This is a genomic window from Paraburkholderia caffeinilytica (assembly GCF_046030355.1).
In the GTDB taxonomy this organism is placed as follows: domain Bacteria; phylum Pseudomonadota; class Gammaproteobacteria; order Burkholderiales; family Burkholderiaceae; genus Paraburkholderia; species Paraburkholderia caffeinilytica_B.
Genome location: NZ_JAQQCQ010000036.1, coordinates 39,488 through 57,210, shown reverse-complemented (window position 1 = coordinate 57,210; position 17,723 = coordinate 39,488). Strand labels below are relative to the sequence as shown.

15 protein-coding genes and 1 pseudogene are annotated in these 17,723 nt (G+C 58.6%); 13 read left to right on the top strand and 3 right to left on the bottom strand.

What is annotated here, in order from left to right:
• The first annotated feature begins 130 nt into the window (after positions 1–130).
• The 6 genes and pseudogenes from PQQ95_RS34245 (at position 131) to PQQ95_RS34220 (ending at position 7,838) form a co-directional block, all read left to right on the top strand.
• Positions 131–1,246 carry a porin gene (locus tag PQQ95_RS34245; RefSeq protein ID WP_408446189.1) on the top strand — a complete coding sequence of 372 codons (1,116 nt, stop codon included), beginning with the start codon at positions 131–133 and terminating at the stop codon, positions 1,244–1,246.
• Positions 1,247–1,417: 171 nt separating this feature from the next.
• A complete protein-coding gene (locus PQQ95_RS34240; RefSeq protein WP_408446186.1) occupies positions 1,418–2,620 on the top strand; it encodes a helix-turn-helix transcriptional regulator in 1,203 nt (400 codons plus the stop codon).
• 280 nt (positions 2,621–2,900) lie between these two features.
• Complete coding sequence (locus PQQ95_RS34235) at positions 2,901–3,437, top strand: hypothetical protein (protein ID WP_408446184.1); 537 nt, start codon at positions 2,901–2,903, stop codon at positions 3,435–3,437.
• Between the two features lie 24 nt (positions 3,438–3,461).
• Positions 3,462–4,337, top strand: a pseudogene (locus PQQ95_RS34230) (insecticidal delta-endotoxin domain-containing protein); the annotation flags it as partial.
• 91 nt (positions 4,338–4,428) lie between these two features.
• The gene (locus PQQ95_RS34225) at positions 4,429–5,193 is read left to right on the top strand and encodes a hypothetical protein (RefSeq protein ID WP_408446181.1); all 765 of its coding nucleotides are present in this window, start codon (positions 4,429–4,431) and stop codon (positions 5,191–5,193) included.
• Between the two features lie 425 nt (positions 5,194–5,618).
• The gene (locus PQQ95_RS34220) at positions 5,619–7,838 is read left to right on the top strand and encodes a SulP family inorganic anion transporter (RefSeq protein WP_408446178.1); all 2,220 of its coding nucleotides are present in this window, start codon (positions 5,619–5,621) and stop codon (positions 7,836–7,838) included.
• 110 nt (positions 7,839–7,948) lie between these two features.
• Here PQQ95_RS34220 and PQQ95_RS34215 read toward each other — a convergent pair whose 3' ends face one another.
• Positions 7,949–8,725: an alpha/beta hydrolase gene (locus PQQ95_RS34215; RefSeq protein ID WP_408446176.1), complete on the bottom strand. Its 777-nt coding sequence runs from the start codon at positions 8,723–8,725 to the stop codon at positions 7,949–7,951.
• 166 nt (positions 8,726–8,891) lie between these two features.
• On the opposite strand from PQQ95_RS34215, the gene PQQ95_RS34210 reads away from it, so the two are divergent.
• Entirely contained in the window at positions 8,892–9,485 is a 594-nt protein-coding gene (locus tag PQQ95_RS34210; protein ID WP_408446173.1) for a TetR/AcrR family transcriptional regulator, read from the top strand.
• Between the two features lie 51 nt (positions 9,486–9,536).
• Here the strand turns inward: PQQ95_RS34210 and PQQ95_RS34205 are convergent, their stop codons facing one another.
• A complete protein-coding gene (locus PQQ95_RS34205; RefSeq protein ID WP_408446172.1) occupies positions 9,537–10,460 on the bottom strand; it encodes a LysR family transcriptional regulator in 924 nt (307 codons plus the stop codon).
• Positions 10,461–10,636: 176 nt separating this feature from the next.
• Between PQQ95_RS34205 and catA the strand changes: the two genes are divergently transcribed.
• From catA to PQQ95_RS34175, 6 genes are all read left to right on the top strand, one after another.
• Positions 10,637–11,572: a catechol 1,2-dioxygenase gene (catA, locus tag PQQ95_RS34200; protein WP_408446169.1), complete on the top strand. Its 936-nt coding sequence runs from the start codon at positions 10,637–10,639 to the stop codon at positions 11,570–11,572.
• Between the two features lie 111 nt (positions 11,573–11,683).
• Positions 11,684–13,042 carry a Rieske 2Fe-2S domain-containing protein gene (locus PQQ95_RS34195; RefSeq protein WP_408446167.1) on the top strand — a complete coding sequence of 453 codons (1,359 nt, stop codon included), beginning with the start codon at positions 11,684–11,686 and terminating at the stop codon, positions 13,040–13,042.
• The gene (benB, locus tag PQQ95_RS34190) at positions 13,039–13,527 is read left to right on the top strand and encodes a benzoate 1,2-dioxygenase small subunit (RefSeq protein WP_408446165.1); all 489 of its coding nucleotides are present in this window, start codon (positions 13,039–13,041) and stop codon (positions 13,525–13,527) included. Before PQQ95_RS34195 ends, benB begins: the two co-directional genes overlap by 4 nt.
• A 39-nt stretch (positions 13,528–13,566) precedes the next feature.
• On the top strand, positions 13,567–14,589 hold the full coding sequence (gene benC / locus PQQ95_RS34185) for a benzoate 1,2-dioxygenase electron transfer component BenC (RefSeq protein ID WP_408446163.1): 1,023 nt from the start codon (positions 13,567–13,569) through the stop codon (positions 14,587–14,589).
• Positions 14,586–15,362 carry a benzoate diol dehydrogenase BenD gene (benD, locus tag PQQ95_RS34180; RefSeq protein ID WP_408446162.1) on the top strand — a complete coding sequence of 259 codons (777 nt, stop codon included), beginning with the start codon at positions 14,586–14,588 and terminating at the stop codon, positions 15,360–15,362. The genes benC and benD overlap by 4 nt, the downstream gene beginning before the upstream one ends.
• A 334-nt stretch (positions 15,363–15,696) precedes the next feature.
• Complete coding sequence (locus PQQ95_RS34175; protein ID WP_408446159.1) at positions 15,697–16,170, top strand: hypothetical protein; 474 nt, start codon at positions 15,697–15,699, stop codon at positions 16,168–16,170.
• A 94-nt stretch (positions 16,171–16,264) separates the two neighbouring features.
• On the opposite strand, the gene phnY is transcribed toward PQQ95_RS34175, so the two are convergent.
• Positions 16,265–17,719, bottom strand: a complete 1,455-nt coding sequence (gene phnY / locus PQQ95_RS34170) for a phosphonoacetaldehyde dehydrogenase (RefSeq protein ID WP_408446157.1) — start codon at positions 17,717–17,719, stop codon at positions 16,265–16,267.
• Positions 17,720–17,723: the final 4 nt, after the last annotated feature.

Here is a 17,723-nt window from a genome sequence, read left to right as displayed (position 1 = left end):
GTTGCGGAGACCGCTTTTTTATATGACGTCGTGGCGCACGGCGATGAGGAGGTACAAAGAAACGCATTGAAGGCGAGCAGGGCCGTTATTGAAAAAGCGATAAAACACGAGACGTATCTGAGGAGTTCGCATGTGTATCATCAAGCAGGGTATTGCCGGCGCAGCGCTGCTGCTGGCCGCGCAGGGCGCGTGGGCACAGTCGACGCTGACGTTATACGGTGTCGTCGACAGCTTCGTGCAATACCTTGGCAACGGTTCGACGCACTCATTCTCCGAGCGCAGCGGCGGCAATACCGGATCGAATCTGGGCATAAAAGGCGAGGAGGATCTGGGCGACGGTTTCAAGGCCAAATTCGTGCTCGAAAGCGGCTACACCGTCAACAACGGTGCGTTCTTTGTCGACAGTTCGACGCTGTTCTATCGTCAGGCCTGGGTTGGGCTGACGCACATCGACTATGGTTCGCTGACGTTCGGCCGCCAGTATCAGCCGACTTTCTGGGCCATCTATTACACCGACCCGTTCCGCGGCGACGAAGTGCTGTCGCCGGTGGCGGCCGCAGCGGTCGCGCTCGATCGCAACACCCTCGCCACGCAGGCCGCATCCGGCCGAACCAGTAATTCGATCGAATATCAGTCGCCGGTTGTGGGCGGGCTGAAGCTCTACACGATGTATGCGTTCAGCTCGACGACGACGCTGCCCGTTGTGCAGACCGTCGGCAATCTATTCGATATTGCGCTGACGTACAGCGGATATGGGCTATTCGCCGGACTCGCGTATCAGAATCAGCACGCGGGATCGGAGAACGTGCCCGGCTTGCCTGCCGCATTGAACCTGCTTGGAACCGAGCGCTTTACCGGCTCCCTTGCTTACCGGATCGGCATAGTGAACCTGCAGGCGAACTACACGTATAACCGCTCAAACAACGCGCCCGCCGGATCGCTGGCCGCCCGCCTGGGCGCTGCGCATTCATACAGCTTCGCAGAGATCGGCGCGACGATTCAGGCGACGTCGGCGGACACGGTCGAAATCGCCGGCGTCGCGCGCGATGCGCGCGGCGTGGACGATAGCGCAAAAGGGATCGAGATCGGCATCGATCACAACATCTCGAAGCGTACTCAGATTTATGCTCGCGCTGGGTACATCAAGAATCATGGCACTTCGATGATGAGCTGGCCTGCGGTCTCAGTGACGGAATTGGGATCGTCGCAGAGTGTGATGGCGCTGGGGATCACGCATCGCTTTTGAGAGGTTGCGCTGGCTGTTCTGTAAAGCAGGCGATTTTGGTCTTTCGGCGCGGTGACATTGCCCACTCGACTGATCCGATAAAGGGCGTAGACTTTTTAAGTTCGTTGGTCCTTAGCTCTACGACGACCTGCGTCGCCCGGGTTAGGCGCTTTCGCCGCATGGAGAGCGACGATGATGAGATCAGATAGTTCTTCGATCGTGGCCGCGATTTACGAAGCGGCGACCGGCGGCCTCGGCTGGACCGAGTTAGGCGACAGACTGCGGAGTTATGCCGACGCTGGAAGCGTTGCACTGCGAATTGACGAAGACGGAGAAAACGCCTTAATGCCGTTCGATGTTGCATGGAAGATCTATCACGAGCACTTCTATGCAATCGATCCGCTTCGCATTCGCAGCCACACTCTATTTTCGAACTCGTTAGTGAAGGAGTCGGTGGCCTTCGACGAGCAGGCCCTCATCCGTCGCAATGCACTGATCCGCACCGAATACTATAACGACTTTGCACGTCACAATGGACAGCACCATGCGTTCGGCGGCGTGCTCGCGGTCGACGAAGGCGCCCCTATTGCCTTCTATCGCGACTTGCAGGCGGGACCTTTCGACACGGAAAGCCGCGAGCGGATTACGATGTTGCTGAAACATCTCGAACGAGGTCTCCGGGTTTACAGGGACCTTAAAATAAAAGCGAGCAATGCGGACTCGGGTTTTGCTGCTCTAGCCGCGTTACCGTTCTTTGTGGCGATTGTCGATGCCGATCTGCGCGTTAAATTCGCTAACGCGGCCGGCGTTCGTATGACGAAAGCGCCGAATGCCGGATTGTCTTTTGCATTTTCCGGAATGCCCGATAGCCGGGCATCACATCTGCGTGCGTCCCGGCGAGAAGACCATGAAGTACTCAAGAAACTGGTTTCGTCGGCCGTTGTCGGTGGAGCGGGCGGCACCATGCGTGTTCGGGCGCACGGTGTCCATTCGGTTGAAAACGATACGTCGATGGCATTGGTCGTTTCCCCAATTCCAACGCGCATCGTTATGGAGGAGAACGCGCGGCGTGGATTGGCATCAGGAGCGGCGATGGTCCTGGCGAAACCCTTGGCTGCCCCATTGGTCCCGCGTGGCGAAATGTTGTGCGATTTTTTCGGCTTGACGTTTGCAGAGGCCGCAGTCGCCGTGGCGCTTTTGGGCGGCGCGACAGCAGAAGATGTCGCCCGCTCACGCGGCGTCTCTCTGGGAACCATCCGCACGCAAATCCGAGTAGTACTGGACAAAATGAATGCCCGCAATCTGCGCCACGTCGAGCAGATTGCGGCGGGATTGAGCGTCTTGTTCCCGCCGAACCTGAACCACGCCGAGTTTTCCGAAGGCGCCCAGTATTGAACGGCGCGCGCCCTGCGGTTCATCTTCAGAACTGAAGATGAAATCTTCCTTCTGCCATGCAACTATGAATTTCAACGCCGCCTCCAGTTGAATAGGGGCCGATCAGCACACCGACGGAAGGTGCATTTTTTGCATCTTTAATGAATTCACCTTCCCAGTGGCCGGGCGTCACACGGTTATCGGTCTCGAACGGACGTGCGTAAAGGCTCGCCGCGTCGAGGATCTGGCCGCGCCGGTCTGAGTCGATCCGGTGTTTTGAAATTCATTTTTGATTACTGAAATGGCGCAATTCAAATTCGATCATGAAAACCTTCCTGCGACGAACTGCCTTGCTCGACGAAAATTCATCCAGAGTGCTGTCGCGTTGACGTTCGCGCCCACGGTGTTTTCGCTTTCAGCGTGCTCTGGCGGCGGAGGCGACGACGGTCAGGGAGGCAACGGCAGTGCGGCGTCCGCAACCTCCATGAAAGCTCAATCCGTCGTGCTGCAGTGTCCGGGCCAGGCCTGGAATATGGTCGCAATGGTGGTGGTGACAACTGCGCTCTCGGCTGTGCATCCATTGGGAGGACTCGTCGCCGGATTGCTAGGAGCCTTTTGGCCAGCAGCAGATTGCGGGCAGGAGAGCGCCATCGAAGATATCTCCAGGCAGATCAAGGACATTGTTTCGGAAACCGTCCTCGCGCAAGCGACCGATCACCTGAACTACGTTAGATCGGAGATAGATCTTTACATCGATATCGTGACAAGCAATGCATCTCATAGTGAAAAACTTGAAGCCTGGCGAGACTGTCAGCAAAACATCCGCAACAAGGATTAATTTTTTCAAACCTCGGGATATGAGGAGCCGCTACTACCCCTTTATGCGCTGTATGGAACTGCGTATCTTGGATTTTTAAGGGATGCCCAGACTAATGCTAAGGATTGGGGCTTGCAAGATACATCTCGAGAAGTTAAGGAAATTGAAACATTCCTTTCCTTCGCGCTTCCCTACGCGAATAAGGTATATCGATACTCCTATGCTCGACGACTGAACAGTCTATGTCACTATGAATCATGCCAACCATTCGCCTCGGCGAATGAGTACAGAACAAATGCACGGAATAAGGCGGTGGATCTTGTTGAACAATGGCCTTACTACGACTACATAAAGTATCCCCAAAACGATCGTAAAACTATTGCACCTAATGCGGAGATCTGCTACGGCCCATATGGAAATGCCAGAGATAGCGGGGCAATTCAACTTCCACGGCAGCCGCAATCATTTCCGAAGTCCATGCTCATCTATTCGGGCGCACGCCTCGATTCTGCGCAATTGACCTATGCAGCGGGAGAGGGACCGGACGGGGTGACGACGACTCCACGCATGGGAGGAGGCGGTGGAGGAGCAACTACGGTTAACTTCGCCGATACGATTACTGGCGCAGAAGTCTGGAGCGGCACAGTTGTTGACGCCGTTCAGTTTACCTACGTGAATAATGGCCTGACATCCAAGCTGGGCGGGTCAGGCGGAGGCAGTCATGTTATCAAACCGGAGAAGATGAAATTGTCGAGTATTTACATCTCGGGAGTAGATAAAGATAGCCGCTACAATTCCGCGGACTGCATAGTCGTCGGGTTTAAACCGGATGCGGAATTGTACATCGATCAGGCATTGTTTAATCAAGTGGGTGCCATGGAAATCCAGCGGGCAAGAGAACGCCGTCGTTCCAGATCATGATGCTGAACGATTGAAGCATAAAACTGGCTGACCTGGCGCATGAAAGCGCGTGTCGGATGTTTGTTCTTTTGTGTGAAATATCAAACCGTCAATGATTGAATCTAACTCAGTTCAATATCTTCGCTCGGGCGAGTTCCTTTCCCCGGACTTTGAATTCTATGCAACGGGATACCTGAAACCCAAAGAACCGGAAATGGTGGGTTCGTCCCTGGTATCTGGCAACGGTTCACATGGTCTTTTTATTGATGTGGATGGCGCCATCGTCGTATTTTCTGGCGGCCTTCCTGACGCTTATGTACCGCTGTTTCGAAGCAGGAGCGGATCAGCGCTCCAGCTAGCGGGAAAGGGCGGCGTTTTACCGATCACCTATAAGCTCGTACTGGAAAATGACGGCGCGCTGAGGGTTAAAGGAAAGGACCGGACGCTCTGGGAATCGGGCAAGCCGTCATCGCATCCGGGTACGGGATTCTTTGCTCAGGTGAAGGATGACGGAAACCTGGTTGCTCGATTCGGAACGCCGGAACATCCGGGGGAAATCTATTGGGAACTTGGGGCCAAATGTCGTGCCTGGGTGAGGGTCACGACGGATATGGATACGCACTGGTATCGGAAATTGAGCGTGACATGGGACGGAGGGCAGGTCGAAATTCCTCTGGCACGACGTCCGGGTAAAGATCAGGACCTTTACATCGAATGGCCGACCCATCATCAGGGGCGGCCGATTCGCAACGCAAAGTTGTACTGTTTGGCCGACGCGCCGAGTCAGGGTGGCTACAAGTTGCTGTTTTCCGCTGAGTTAGGTCTTTGGCGCGCGGTGAAGCTCGTCAATGGGCAGTTACTCGGATTTATGCCATGAGCGGCGCCGTCAATTCAACCTGAAGACTGATGACTTCAACTCGCAATGGGCGAGCGGGAAGCGGCGCTAGCGCGAAAGCGAAACGGCCTCAGAACCCTGCAACCCACTCCTCGCAACTGACCCGTTTTCGTCCTTCGCATTGCCGTCTGAATCGCCGACAATTGCGAACATGAACCATGCATGATGGTTGCCGTCGAGACGCCGCGAAAGCGGACTACGCTTAAGACGAAAACTGCGTTTCGATCGTTAGAAAGGTCTGCGTAATATCCACGAGTCATTCAGTCCGCTGCCGGTTGTACCGAGCCGGAAATGCTTCGCATTGACTGCACGGATGGTCGACGCCTGAACGTGTTATCAGGCGTCCCACAGATCAGCGGTTCGAAAAGGCGGAAATGGACTTCAATTGGCCACGAGGGTCGGCGAATATGAAATCAGCTCGTCTCCGATCGGTAGCCCGCGATGCCACCGGTGCCCTTGCTGGTGCATTGACCGTCGTTCCCATCATCCTCAGTTGCGGCGCCGTGCTATACGAAAGCATGGGCGCTGCGTGGGTGACTGCGGGCATATCCGCCGCCTTTGTGGCGGCGGTGGCGGCTGCCATCGTCACGGCGCTGCTGGGCGGCAAGCCGTTGCACATGAATTCACCGAAAACCACGCATGCCGCCATTTTGTCTGGCCTGATTGCAAGCGTGGCAACGGATCCGTCATTCGGCGCCGGAAGCAGCAGCGGGAGTGCAGCCCTCATCGTCGTAGCGTCCACCGCATTGCTCGTTTCCGGCATTGTTCAGTCGATTCTGGGTGCGTCACGTCTCGGTTTGCTCGTCAAGTTCGTTCCGTATCCGGTTCTCGCGGGCTTCATCAATGGCTTTGCGATCCAGATCATCCTGAATCAGTTGCCCCGAGCCCTGGCGATCGATGGACCACAAGAACTCCTGCGGGCTTTGAACGGCACGGTGCCGGTCAATTGGTGGGCTGTGGGATTTGCACTCGGGTCGGGCGGATTGGTGATCCTGGCGAAAAAGAGAAGCGGGCCTATTCCAGCGGCGCTGATCGGCCTTTTTGGCGGAACAGCACTCCAGATGCTGTGCCTGCGTCTTGTTCCGCACGAGGATCTTGGCGCCTCGATTGGCGCGCTGCCGCCAGGCATTCCGCTGAACTTGCGTCTCACGGATATCGTTGGCTTCGCCACCTCCGCGGATTTTCGCAATCATGCCGCCGTGATACTGGCAACCGGCGTCACGATTGCACTGGTGTCGTCAATTCAATCCCTGCTGAGCATCTCGAGCACCGAACAACTCTTCGGCGCTCGTCACCACAGCAATCGCGAACTGGTGGTGCAGGGCGTCTCCAACATCGTGTCGGCGCTGTTTGGCGGCGCGCCCAGCGGCGGATCGCCGAACATCACACGAATTGTTCATGCGAGCGGCGGCCGTACGCAATTTGCCAACTTCGCCTATGCGTGCATGCTTCTGGTGTTGTCGTATGGGCTGAACCGGCTGGTCGGCCAGATTCCACTCTCGGTCATGGCCGGTGTCGTGATCGTGACCAGCGCGGAGGCGATGGACAAGTGGACGCATCAACTGCTGCTCGGTGTCGGTTATGGCGGCCATTCTTCGACCCGCTGGGAGATTTTCCTCAACCTGGCGCTGGTGTTCGTGGTGACCGCGCTGGTCGTTTTCACCAGCGTCCTGGTTGCGCTCGGGGTGGGTTTCGCCGCTGCGTTGATCGCCTTCATCTATCGCTCGAATGCGCAGATGATTCGCCGCATCCAACACGCAACGCAGCTTCGCTCCCGAACGGAAAGATCGGATGCGGCGCTTGAGGCGCTTGGCCAGCACGGTCGCCGGATTGCTATCGTCGAACTTGATGGTCCGCTCTTTTTCGGCTCGGCGGAAAGAGTGGAGCGGGTGGTCGGAGATGAATTATCCGGTAGCGATTGGGTGTTGCTCGACCTGAAGCGCATCAGCCATTTCGACAGTAGCGGCGTGTTGATGTTGAAGCGCCTCGATGAACTGCTGGTCAGGTCCGGACGGCGTCTGTTTCTTGCACCGCTTCTCGCTGGCGGACGCCGTCGCAAGTTTCTGGAGGAATGGGGACTGACGAAGCCGGAAGCGGAGTTGCGCGTATTCGAAAGCACGGACGCCGCGCTATCGCAAGCCGAAGACGAACTGCTCGACAAGTTGGCCGCCCAGGACAGCGATGAGGAACTCGACCTTGCCGCCTTTCCGTTGACGCAGAACATGAGCGATAGCGAGCGAGCGCTGCTGACGAGTCTGGCGGCGCGTAGATCATTTGCCGCCGGCGAGGTTGTGCTCGGACGCGGAGACCCGCATGGCGGCCTGTTACTGCTGACGCGAGGGCGGCTGAGCGTTCTCTGGGACAAGGACGGCAAGGCGTTGCGCACTGCCAGTTACCGGGCGGGCATGACGCTAGGAGAAATACCGTTGATGTTGGACCGGCAGCACCTGTTAAAGCTCGTCGCCGATACGCCCGCTGTCTTGCTGGCGCTATCGCAGGACACGCTCGACTATCTGCGCACCACGATGCCGGAACTGGACGCGAAACTGATGCGCAATCTGAATTTCGAAATCAGTGATCGCCTCTGTGACCTGCTTGAAGCGGTAAGGGACTTCGAGGGTGATTGACCGGCGAGCTTTCGCTACTGGGCTTTGCAAGTGGCCGCCGTCACGGCGCCGGTCCCGTACGGCGGAAGGGATCGGCGGCGGGTGAACCCGTCCCGATCGCCTCTGCCAACTCACCGCGCGGAGCCGGCGGCAGCCTGTTCGATCAGCTTCGCGACCTCGCGGGGATGCGAGATATAGGCAACATGGCTCGAGTTGATCTCGATCGTCTTGCTGCCGGCGCGCTTTGTCATGAAGCGTTCGAGGTCGGGGTTGATGGCGCGGTCCGCCGTTGCGACCACGGCCCAGCTCGGCTTTGTTTTCCACGCCGGGCTGGAGATGGGCACGCCGAACGACTGGGCTGCCGGCATCACCTGCGAGATCGCCATGAACTTCGCTTCGGCTGCGGGCACGTCGGCGGCGAAGTCGGCGTGGAACTTGGCCTGATCGAGATACAGATAGCCGTCTGCCGTCGCCTTGATCGCGGTGGTGGCAGGGGGCGTCTTTTTGGTCAGATCCATGGGGCTTTCGCCGGCATCGGGCTGGAAGGCGGCCACATAGACAAGGCCCGCGACCTTCGCATCGTTACCGGCTTCGGTCACCACTGCACCGCCATAGCTGTGGCCGACCAGAATGCTCGGGCCGTCTTGTGCGTCCACCACGCGCGTCGTTGCCTTGACGTCATCCGCGAAGGAGGTTTCCGGCTCCTGCACGACGGATACGTTATAGCCGTCTGCGGTCAGGATCTTCGATACTGCCTGCCAGCCCGAGCCGTCCGCGAAGAAACCATGGACCAGCACGATATTCTTGACCGGCGCGGCCGGGGCGGGCGTCGCGGCGTGCGAACCCAAGGCGGCGAAGGACAAGGCGAGGGCGGCGGCAATCCGGGTAATACGCGAGGCTGCTTTCATTTTCATGCTCCAGAAGGTTAGGTAGGAATGACCGACTGCTGTTTGGCTCGTCGATGTAGTCATCCTACTAGTTGGATGGGAAGGCGGCAAGCGCGATTTTTGCAACAGAAATGTTCGCGATTTGCATGTAGACTTATTAAATTCGACCGACTAGATGGTAGGCAAAATGACAGTAACAGGCGACATGACCGCGGCACGAATCGTCGAGGCCGGGCGTCAGCTCATTATGCGGCGCGGCTACAGCGGGTTTAGCTATGCCGACGTGGCCGATGCGATCGAGATTCGCAAGGCAAGCATTCACCACCACTTTCCGACCAAGGCGGATCTGGCAATCGCCGCGGTGCAACAATCGCGCGAGGCGTTCGACACCGACATGGCTTCGCTACAGGCAGGCGGCGCCGATGCGATGACGCAGCTAGGCGCCTATCTGGGTCACTGGGAACGCTGCATTACCGACGATAGCGAGCCGTTCTGCGTAGCGGGCATGCTCGGCGCGGAAATGCCGGCTTTGCCCGCCGAAGTGGCGCAAGAGGTCAAAGGGTACTTCGATAACCTCGCTCTGTGGCTCGAGCAGGTGCTCGAGTCGGGCGTGAGGGACAAGCAATTCAAATTGAGTGCTTCGGTATCGACTGAGGCGAGGAAATTCGTATCGCTGGTCTATGGTGCGATGCTGGCGGCGCGAGCCTATGGCGACGCTGCACTTTTCAGGGACGTTACCGCCGACGCCGTGGAAAAGCTCGTCAAGCCCCGCAAAAACTGACAGTCCGGGACCTTCGAGATCCAGTGCCGTACCGGCCAGGTACAACGGGCATCATCGTCCCCATTCGGTACGGGGTACGTAGGGTATCTGTTCTTCCTCGTACAGCCGATAGACAAGCTCAAGCATCTCCCGCAGGTCCCGCGATTCGTCGAGCGCACGCATGCTCATGATGATTGGGGAAACCAGAGTCGGGTCGTCCAGTTCTTTGTAGCTCACATCGTCCCGCTTCATGCCGTACACGCTGCTTGGTACGACAGAGATTCCTTCCCCCGCTGCCACGAGACCTAGCGCGATCTGCAACTCGCGTACTTCATATATCCGGCGAGGCTTGAGCGCTCGATCCTGGAAAGCAGAAAGCACCTGGTCCGCGTAACTGGGGCGTGGCGCTTTCGGAAAGACAATCAGCGTCTCATTGACGAGGTCGCTGAGGGCGAGCAAGGGTTTGGCGCGCGAGAGCGCATGGCCCTCCGGGAGAGCGACGATCATCTTCTCCTCGCGAAGAATCACCCGGCGAATGTTCGCGTCCTCGTGTCGAATACGACCGAAGCCGACATCGATCTGCCCGTCTTTCAGCGCCCTGATCTGGTCCATTGTGGACATCTCGTGGAGGCTGAGTTCGACCGTCGTGTTCTCGTCGCGGAAGCGCCGGATGATTTTGGGCAGCATGCCGTACAACGTCGAACCCACGAAGCCGATGGAGAGGCTGCGTTCGATGTTGCCTACGCGCTTTGTCATGGATTCGAGTTCGGCGGTCTGAGCCAGCAATTGCACCGCATGGGCATAGAAGAACTTGCCGGTCTCAGTCAGCTTCAATGGGCGCGAGTCGCGCTGGAATAGCTGCACCCCAAGCGTCTCTTCCAGTTGCTGTATCTGACGGCTCAACGGTGGTTGCGCCATGTTCAATCGCTGGGCCGCGCGCGTGAAATTGCGTTCTTCGGCTACCGCGACAAAATAGCGAAGATGCCGCAGTTCCATTTCAATACCTCCAGGATATAGACCAATACTAAATCAGTGTTGGACGAGCGTTTCCGGCGTCGTTTATTCTGCATTCATACGCTGTTTCAGTACCGGATTATACCTCCTGGGCATATTAGAACGAGTGTCAAGCCGAGGGTTAACCCCACAGAAAATAGAGCGATTCAGGAGCAGACATGAGCGTTAAAGTGTTCGATACGACGGAAGTGCAGGACCTGCTGAAGGCGGCCGCCAACATCGGCAGCCAGGAGGGCAATGCTCGCGCCAGGCAGATTGTCCACCGCCTGCTGAGCGATCTTTTCAAGGCCATCGATGACCTTGACATGACGCCCGACGAAATCTGGGCTGGCGTTCACTACGTCAACAAGCTCGGCCAGGATGGCGAAGCGGCGCTCCTGGCTGCCGGTCTCGGTCTGGAGAAATTCCTCGACATCCGGATGGATGCTGAGGACAAGGCGGCTGACATCGACGGTGGCACGCCGCGCACAATCGAAGGGCCTCTCTACGTCGCTGGTGCCCCAGTGTGCGATAGCGTATCGAAGATCGATCTCAATCCGGACGAGGATGCAGGCCCGCTGGTGATTCGCGGCACGGTCACCGGTCCAGACGGCAAGCCCGTCGAGGGCGCGGTTGTCGAATGCTGGCATGCCAACTCGAAGGGCTTCTATTCACACTTCGACCCGACCGGCGCGCAGAGCGAGTTCAATCTACGCGGCGCGGTTAGCACGGGTGCCGACGGCACATACGAATTCCGCACGCTCATGCCGGTCGGCTACGGCTGTCCGCCGAATGGCGCGACCCAACACCTGTTGAACGTGCTCGCCCGTCATGGCAACCGTCCGGCGCATGTCCATTTCTTTGCCACCGCCGATCAATGCCGGAAGCTGACGACGCAAATCAATATCGAAGGCGACCCGTTGATCTGGGACGACTTTGCCTATGCCACGCGCGAGGAACTGATTCCGCACGTGGTCGAAAAGACCGGCGGCACGGCGCTCGGCATGAAGGCCGATGCGTATAAGGAAATCGAGTTCAACATCGAGTTGACTCCGCTGGTTCAAGGCAAGGATAACCAGCTCGTCCATCGCCTGCGTGCCTCTGCTGCCGCCTAACCGCTGACCGCAGCGGCTGCGTCGTACCACCGCTGCCGCTCAGTTCTTCGCAAGAATCTTTCGACACCGATGCGCGCGCTCCCTTATCGGAGTACGCGTAGGGGAGCACTCATGTCTGCAATTATCGACAAAGCCGCGCAACTGGATGAACTGCTGCACACCGCCGTTCAGGATGACAAACAAAACGGCGTATTCCGTTGCCGCCGCGACATCTTCACGAACACCGATCTGTTCGAACTCGAGATGAAGCACATTTTCGAGAGCAATTGGGTCTATCTCGCGCATGAAAGCCAGATTCCCGACAATAACGATTACTACACCACCTGGATTGGCCGTCAGCCCGTGGTCGTCACGCGCGACAAGAGCGGCGAGCTGCACGCGGTCATCAATGCCTGCGCGCACAAGGGCGCCATGCTTTGCCGGAAAAAGCATGGCAATAGAGGTACTTTCACCTGTCCGTTCCACGGCTGGAGCTTCGCCAACACCGGCAAGCTGCTGAAAGTGAAGGACGTGAAGACCACCGAATATCCGGTGCAATTCAATACCAACGGCTCGCACGATCTGAAGAAAGTGGCGCGCTTCCAGAGTTACCGCGGCTTTCTGTTTGGCAGCCTTAACGCAGATGCGATTCCTCTGGAGGACTACCTTGGCGAGACCCGGGTCATCATCGACCAGATCGTTGACCAGGCGCCGGACGGGCTGGAAGTAGTGCGCGGCAATTCATCGTACATCTACGACGGTAACTGGAAGATGCAGATGGAGAACGGCTGCGACGGCTACCACGTCAGCACCGTGCACTGGAACTACGCGGCGACGATGGACCGTCGCAAGGTCGAAGGCACCAAGGCCGTGGATGCGAATAGCTGGAGCAAGTCCGTAGCCGGTGTGTACGGTTTCGACCATGGCCACATCCTGCTGTGGACCAAGACGATGAACCCGGAAGTGCGGCCGGTCTATCAATACCGCGACGAAATCAAGGCGCGCGTGGGCGAGGTGAAGGCGGACTTCATCGTCAACCAGACGCGGAATCTTTGTCTGTATCCGAACGTGTTCCTGATGGACCAGTTCAGCACGCAGATTCGCGTCGTGCGTCCGATCAGCGTGGACAAGACCGAAGTGAGCATCTTCTGTTTCGCGCCGAAGGGTGAGAGCGCAGCCGACCGGACGACTCGCATCCGCCAGTACGAAGACTTCTTCAACGTCTCCGGCATGGGCACCGCGGACGACCTCGAAGAGTTCCGTGCCTGCCAGGCGGGTTATGCCGGCACCACGGCAATGTGGAACGACCTCTCGCGCGGCGCGCCGTTGTGGGTCGAAGGGGCCGACACGAATGCAAAAAATATGGGTCTGAAGCCGCGCATTTCAGGCGAGCGCAGCGAAGACGAAGGCCTGTTTGTCTGTCAGCACGAGTACTGGGTTCATGTGATGCGCGACGCGCTCAAAAAGGAACAAGGGGAGGCCGCGGCATGAACTTCGATTACCAGAAAATCTGCGCCGTGCTGTTCCGCGAAGCGCGCCTGCTCGACGACCGTCAATGGGACGACTGGCTTGCCTGCTATACCGAGGACGTCACGTACTGGATGCCGGCATGGGATGACGACGACCGGCTCACCGACGACCACGAGAGCCAGATTTCGCTGATGTACTACCCGGACCGTGGCGGCCTGGAAGACCGTGTGTTTCGCATCAAGACCGAGCGCAGCAGTGCCTCAATGCCTGAACCGCGAACCAGTCACAACGTCACCAATGTGGAAGTGCTCGCCGAGCGCGAGAACGAAGTGGACGTGCGCTACAACTTCAACACGCTCAGCCACCGTTACAAAACCACCGACCAGTTTTTCGGCACGATGTTCGTCACGCTGCGCCAGGTCAACGATGAACTGTTGATCTGCTACAAGCGCATCGTGTTGAAGGACGACTACATCCGCCAGGTACTCGACGTTTATCACGTTTGAGCGCAAACATCCGCGGAAATGAGACGTACAGGAGACAACATGTCCAGCTACACCATTGCACTCAATTTTGAAGACGGCGTGACCCGCTTCGTGACATGCAAGGCGGGCGAAAAGGTACTCGATGCTGCCTTTCGCGCAAAAATCAACCTGCCGATGGATTGCTCCGATGGCGTATGCGGGACCTGCAAGTGCCGCGCCGAGAGTGGGAGCTACGACCTGGGTGACGATTACATCGATGATGCGCTGACCGAGGACGAGAAAGAAAGTGGCCTCGTACTCACCTGCCAGATGACGCCGGAAAGCGACTGTGTGATTGCCGTGCCGGCATCGTCCACTGCGTGCAAGACTGAGCAAAGCCGGTTCGCCGCGACCGTATCCAGAGTGGAGCCGCACAACGATGCGGCCATCGTGCTCGAACTGGAGGTGGAGGCAAGCGCGCCGGTATTCTTGCCGGGTCAGTACGTCAACATCGATGTTCCAGGCAGCGGCCAGCACCGTTCGTATTCTTTTTCGTCGGCGCCGGGTGAGTCGACAATCAGCTTTCTGATCAAGAAGATTCCCGGTGGCGTGATGAGCACGTGGCTCGAATCCGCACAGGCAGGCAACAAAGTGGAGCTCACCGGGCCGCTCGGCAGCTTCTATCTGCGTGCGGTGGAGAGGCCGTTGCTGTTCCTTGCCGGCGGCACGGGTCTCGCGCCGTTCCTGGCGATGCTCGAAGTGCTGGCTCGCGCGAATTCGCAGCAGAAGGTTCATCTGATTTATGGCGTAACGCGAGACCTCGACCTCGTGCAGGTCGATGCGATCGACGCGTACGTGGCGAGATTGCCGAATTTCACTTACAGCACTGTTGTGGCCGACGCGGATTCGGCCCATCCCCGCAAAGGCTGGGTGACGCAGCATATCCCGGCGGAGGCCGTCAATGAGGGTGACGTCGACGTGTATCTGTGCGGGCCGCCGCCCATGGTCGATGCAGTGCGCAAACATTTCGACGACAACGGTGTGAAGCCCCGCAGCTTCCACTATGAGAAGTTCACGCCCAACGCCGCACCGAGGACCCCATGAGCACTCAACGATTTGCCGGCAAGGTCATGGTGGTCACCGGCGCCGCCCAGGGTATCGGTCGCGCTGTCGCGCTTCGCGCGGCCGCTGAGGGCGGCAAGGTGCTCTTTGTCGACCGCGCCGACTTCGTTGCGGAAGTCGCAGCCGAAGCGGACGGCGAGGAGACCGTTGGATTTGTCGCCGACCTTGAGACGTACGAAGGTGCTGCGTCGGCAATGGCGTTTGCCGCGCGCAAGTTTGGCGGCATCGATATTCTGGTGAATGGTGTCGGCGGTGCGATTCGCATGCGTCCGTTCGCCGAATTCGAGCCTGCGCAGATCGATGCGGAAATTCGCCGCTCCCTGATGCCTACGCTGTACGCCTGCCATGCTGTGTTGCCGTACCTGCTCAAGCGTGGCGGCGGAACGATCGTCAACGTCTCCTCGAATGCTACGCGCGGTATCCGCCGCGTACCGTATTCCGCGGCCAAGGGCGGTGTCAACGCGATTACGCAGTCGCTTGCGATGGAGTACGCGGAGCACAACATCCGTGTGGTCGCCACTGCGCCGGGCGGGACCGACGCACCGCCGCGACGTGTCCCTCGCAATGCTGCCGGTGACAGCGAGCAGGAAAAAACCTGGATGGGCGACGCGGTGAAGCAGGTTACCGAATCCACCTTTCTCAAGCGCTACGGCAGCATCGACGAACAGGTCGCGCCGATTCTGTTCCTCGCCTCGGACGAGGCCGGCTATATCACCGGCACCGTGTTGCCCGTAGCCGGCGGAGACACAGGTTGACCCTCGCAGGCTGGCAGTGATCGCCGACCCCCGGCGCACTGTCCGGCGTGACTGGCTGCCCACATCAATAGCGCCAAAGGCGATAGTAAATATTGGGCGCATTGACAAGCACGTCGACATTTCGATCGCCATGGAAGACGATCAGGCTGACTATAATCAACGGGTCCAGGACCCACTTCTGGACCCGCTGGCCGAACCTGCCGGCGTGATGCACGCTTACTTGACACACGTGAGCCGGTGGCCTTTGATGACGCGCTGCGCGAGTTAATCGAGACCGGGGCGGTGAGGCACTCGTCGTGCCGCAACCTGTTCACTCTCCAACGGGGATTCAGTGATGACAGTCGACCATCTTCCCAATCCGCGCATCCATGAACGCGAAAAAAACGGACCGCACCTTACCACGCAGGAGCATTTAGGCCTGAACGGGCGAATTGCCCTCATCATCACCGACGCGGTCGGCACAATGTGGTGTGCCTATGTCTTTGCGGTGATCGCTCTTATCAGCTTGCCATCTGCTATTCAGAGCGGCGTGTCGACGCTGATCGCCTGGATTGCGCAGACATTCTTGCAGTTGGTGCTGCTGTCCGTGATCATGGTGGGCCAAAAAGTGGCGGCCGCGGCTTCGGACAAGCAGGCGCTACAAACCTACAAGGACGCGGAGGCGCTCCTGAAGATCCAGGATGAAATGCACCGGCTCATCGAGATCAACAATGCGCTGACGGAGGCGATCCATCGCGCGGTGACGTCAAAGGAAATATCAACGGCTGCGCAGCCGAACGTTTCCGGCGGCGCCAGCCCGCCGGCATGATGCCGGGCAATCCGCTGCGCAGTACGGGTGCATGACGGGAAGCGCATCAGCGCTTTTTGTCATGCACCGCACTCTCATCGCATTTAGATCGCACTCACCACGGCAGCGAGTAAGTCTTCGTATTGGTAAAGCTCTTCATGGCCTCCTGCACCCCTTCCTTGTAGCCGAGTCCCGAGTCCTTCACGCCGCCAAACGGCGTAAGTTCGAGCCGATACCCCGGTACTTCGCGCACATTCACGCTGCCCACTTCCAGTTCGGTAATGAACCGCGTGATGTAGTCGAGGCGGTTCGTGCAGACCGACGATGACAACGCGTAGTCCGTGCAGTTCGACATGCGGATCGCTTCGTCGATGTTGGCAAAGCGCAGGATCGGCGACACCGGTCCGAACGTTTCGTACTTGACGAGCGGCATGTCGGGCGTGACGCGGTCCACCACTGTCGGCGAGTAAAGCGCACCGTCGCGCAGATTGCCCGCAAGCAGACGGGCGCCGCGTGACAGGGCGTCGTTGACCTGGCGTTCGCAGAACTGCGCGGCCGCTTCGTCGATCACGGTTCCCATATCGACCGAACTATCCGCCGGATTGCCATACTTCCAGGCGCGTGTCTTCTCCACGACGAGATCCGTGAAGCGGTCGGCGACCGCTTCGTGCACCAGCATGCGCTTGATGGCGGTGCAGCGCTGGCCCGAATTCTTGTACGAGCCCGACACTGCGAGCGAACTGGCCTCGTCGAGATCGGCATCTTCCATCACGATGATCGGGTCGTTCCCGCCCAGTTCGAGCACGGCGCGCCGATAGCCCATTCGCGAGGCGATCGATTTGCCGATCGCGACACCGCCGGTGAAGGTGATGAGGTCGATCGCGGGGTTCGTGATCAGCTCGTCGGCAATCACGCTCGGGTCGCCCGTCAGCACCTGGAGCATCTGCACCGGCAAGCCCGCTTCATAGAGAATGTCGGCCAGCAGATAGCATGACAGCGGCACTTTCTCCGACGGTTTCACGACGATGCGATTGTTCGTGGCAATCGCCGGCACGATCTTGTGCGCGACCTGATTCATCGGGTGGTTGAACGGCGTAATGGCGGAGATCACGCCCAGCAGCGGATCGCGTTGCGTGTAGACGCGCCGCTTCTTGCCGTGAGGCGTGAGATCGCACGAGAAAATCTGGCCATCGTCTTTCAGTACCTCGCCGGCGCCGAACACCAGCACGTCCGCGACGCGGCCGGCTTCATAAATCGAATCCTTCTTGCACAAGCCGGCTTCCGCCGTGATGACGGCGGCGATTTCTTCGGTGCGCGCCCGCACGGCATCGGCCGCGCGCCGCAGGATTGCGGCGCGCTCATAGCGGGTCAGCGCCGGACGATACGCGCGCGCGAATTCGAATGCGCGGCGCACGTCCTCAAGCGTCGCCTTCGGCACGGTGCCGACGAGCGTGCCGTCGTAAGGGTTGTGTACTTCGATCACTTCGTCGCGAAAGATTTTTTCGCCGCCAATGCGCAGCGCTTCATGACGCACCTGCCATTGAGCCTTGATTTCAGCTACAGCGTTCATGTCT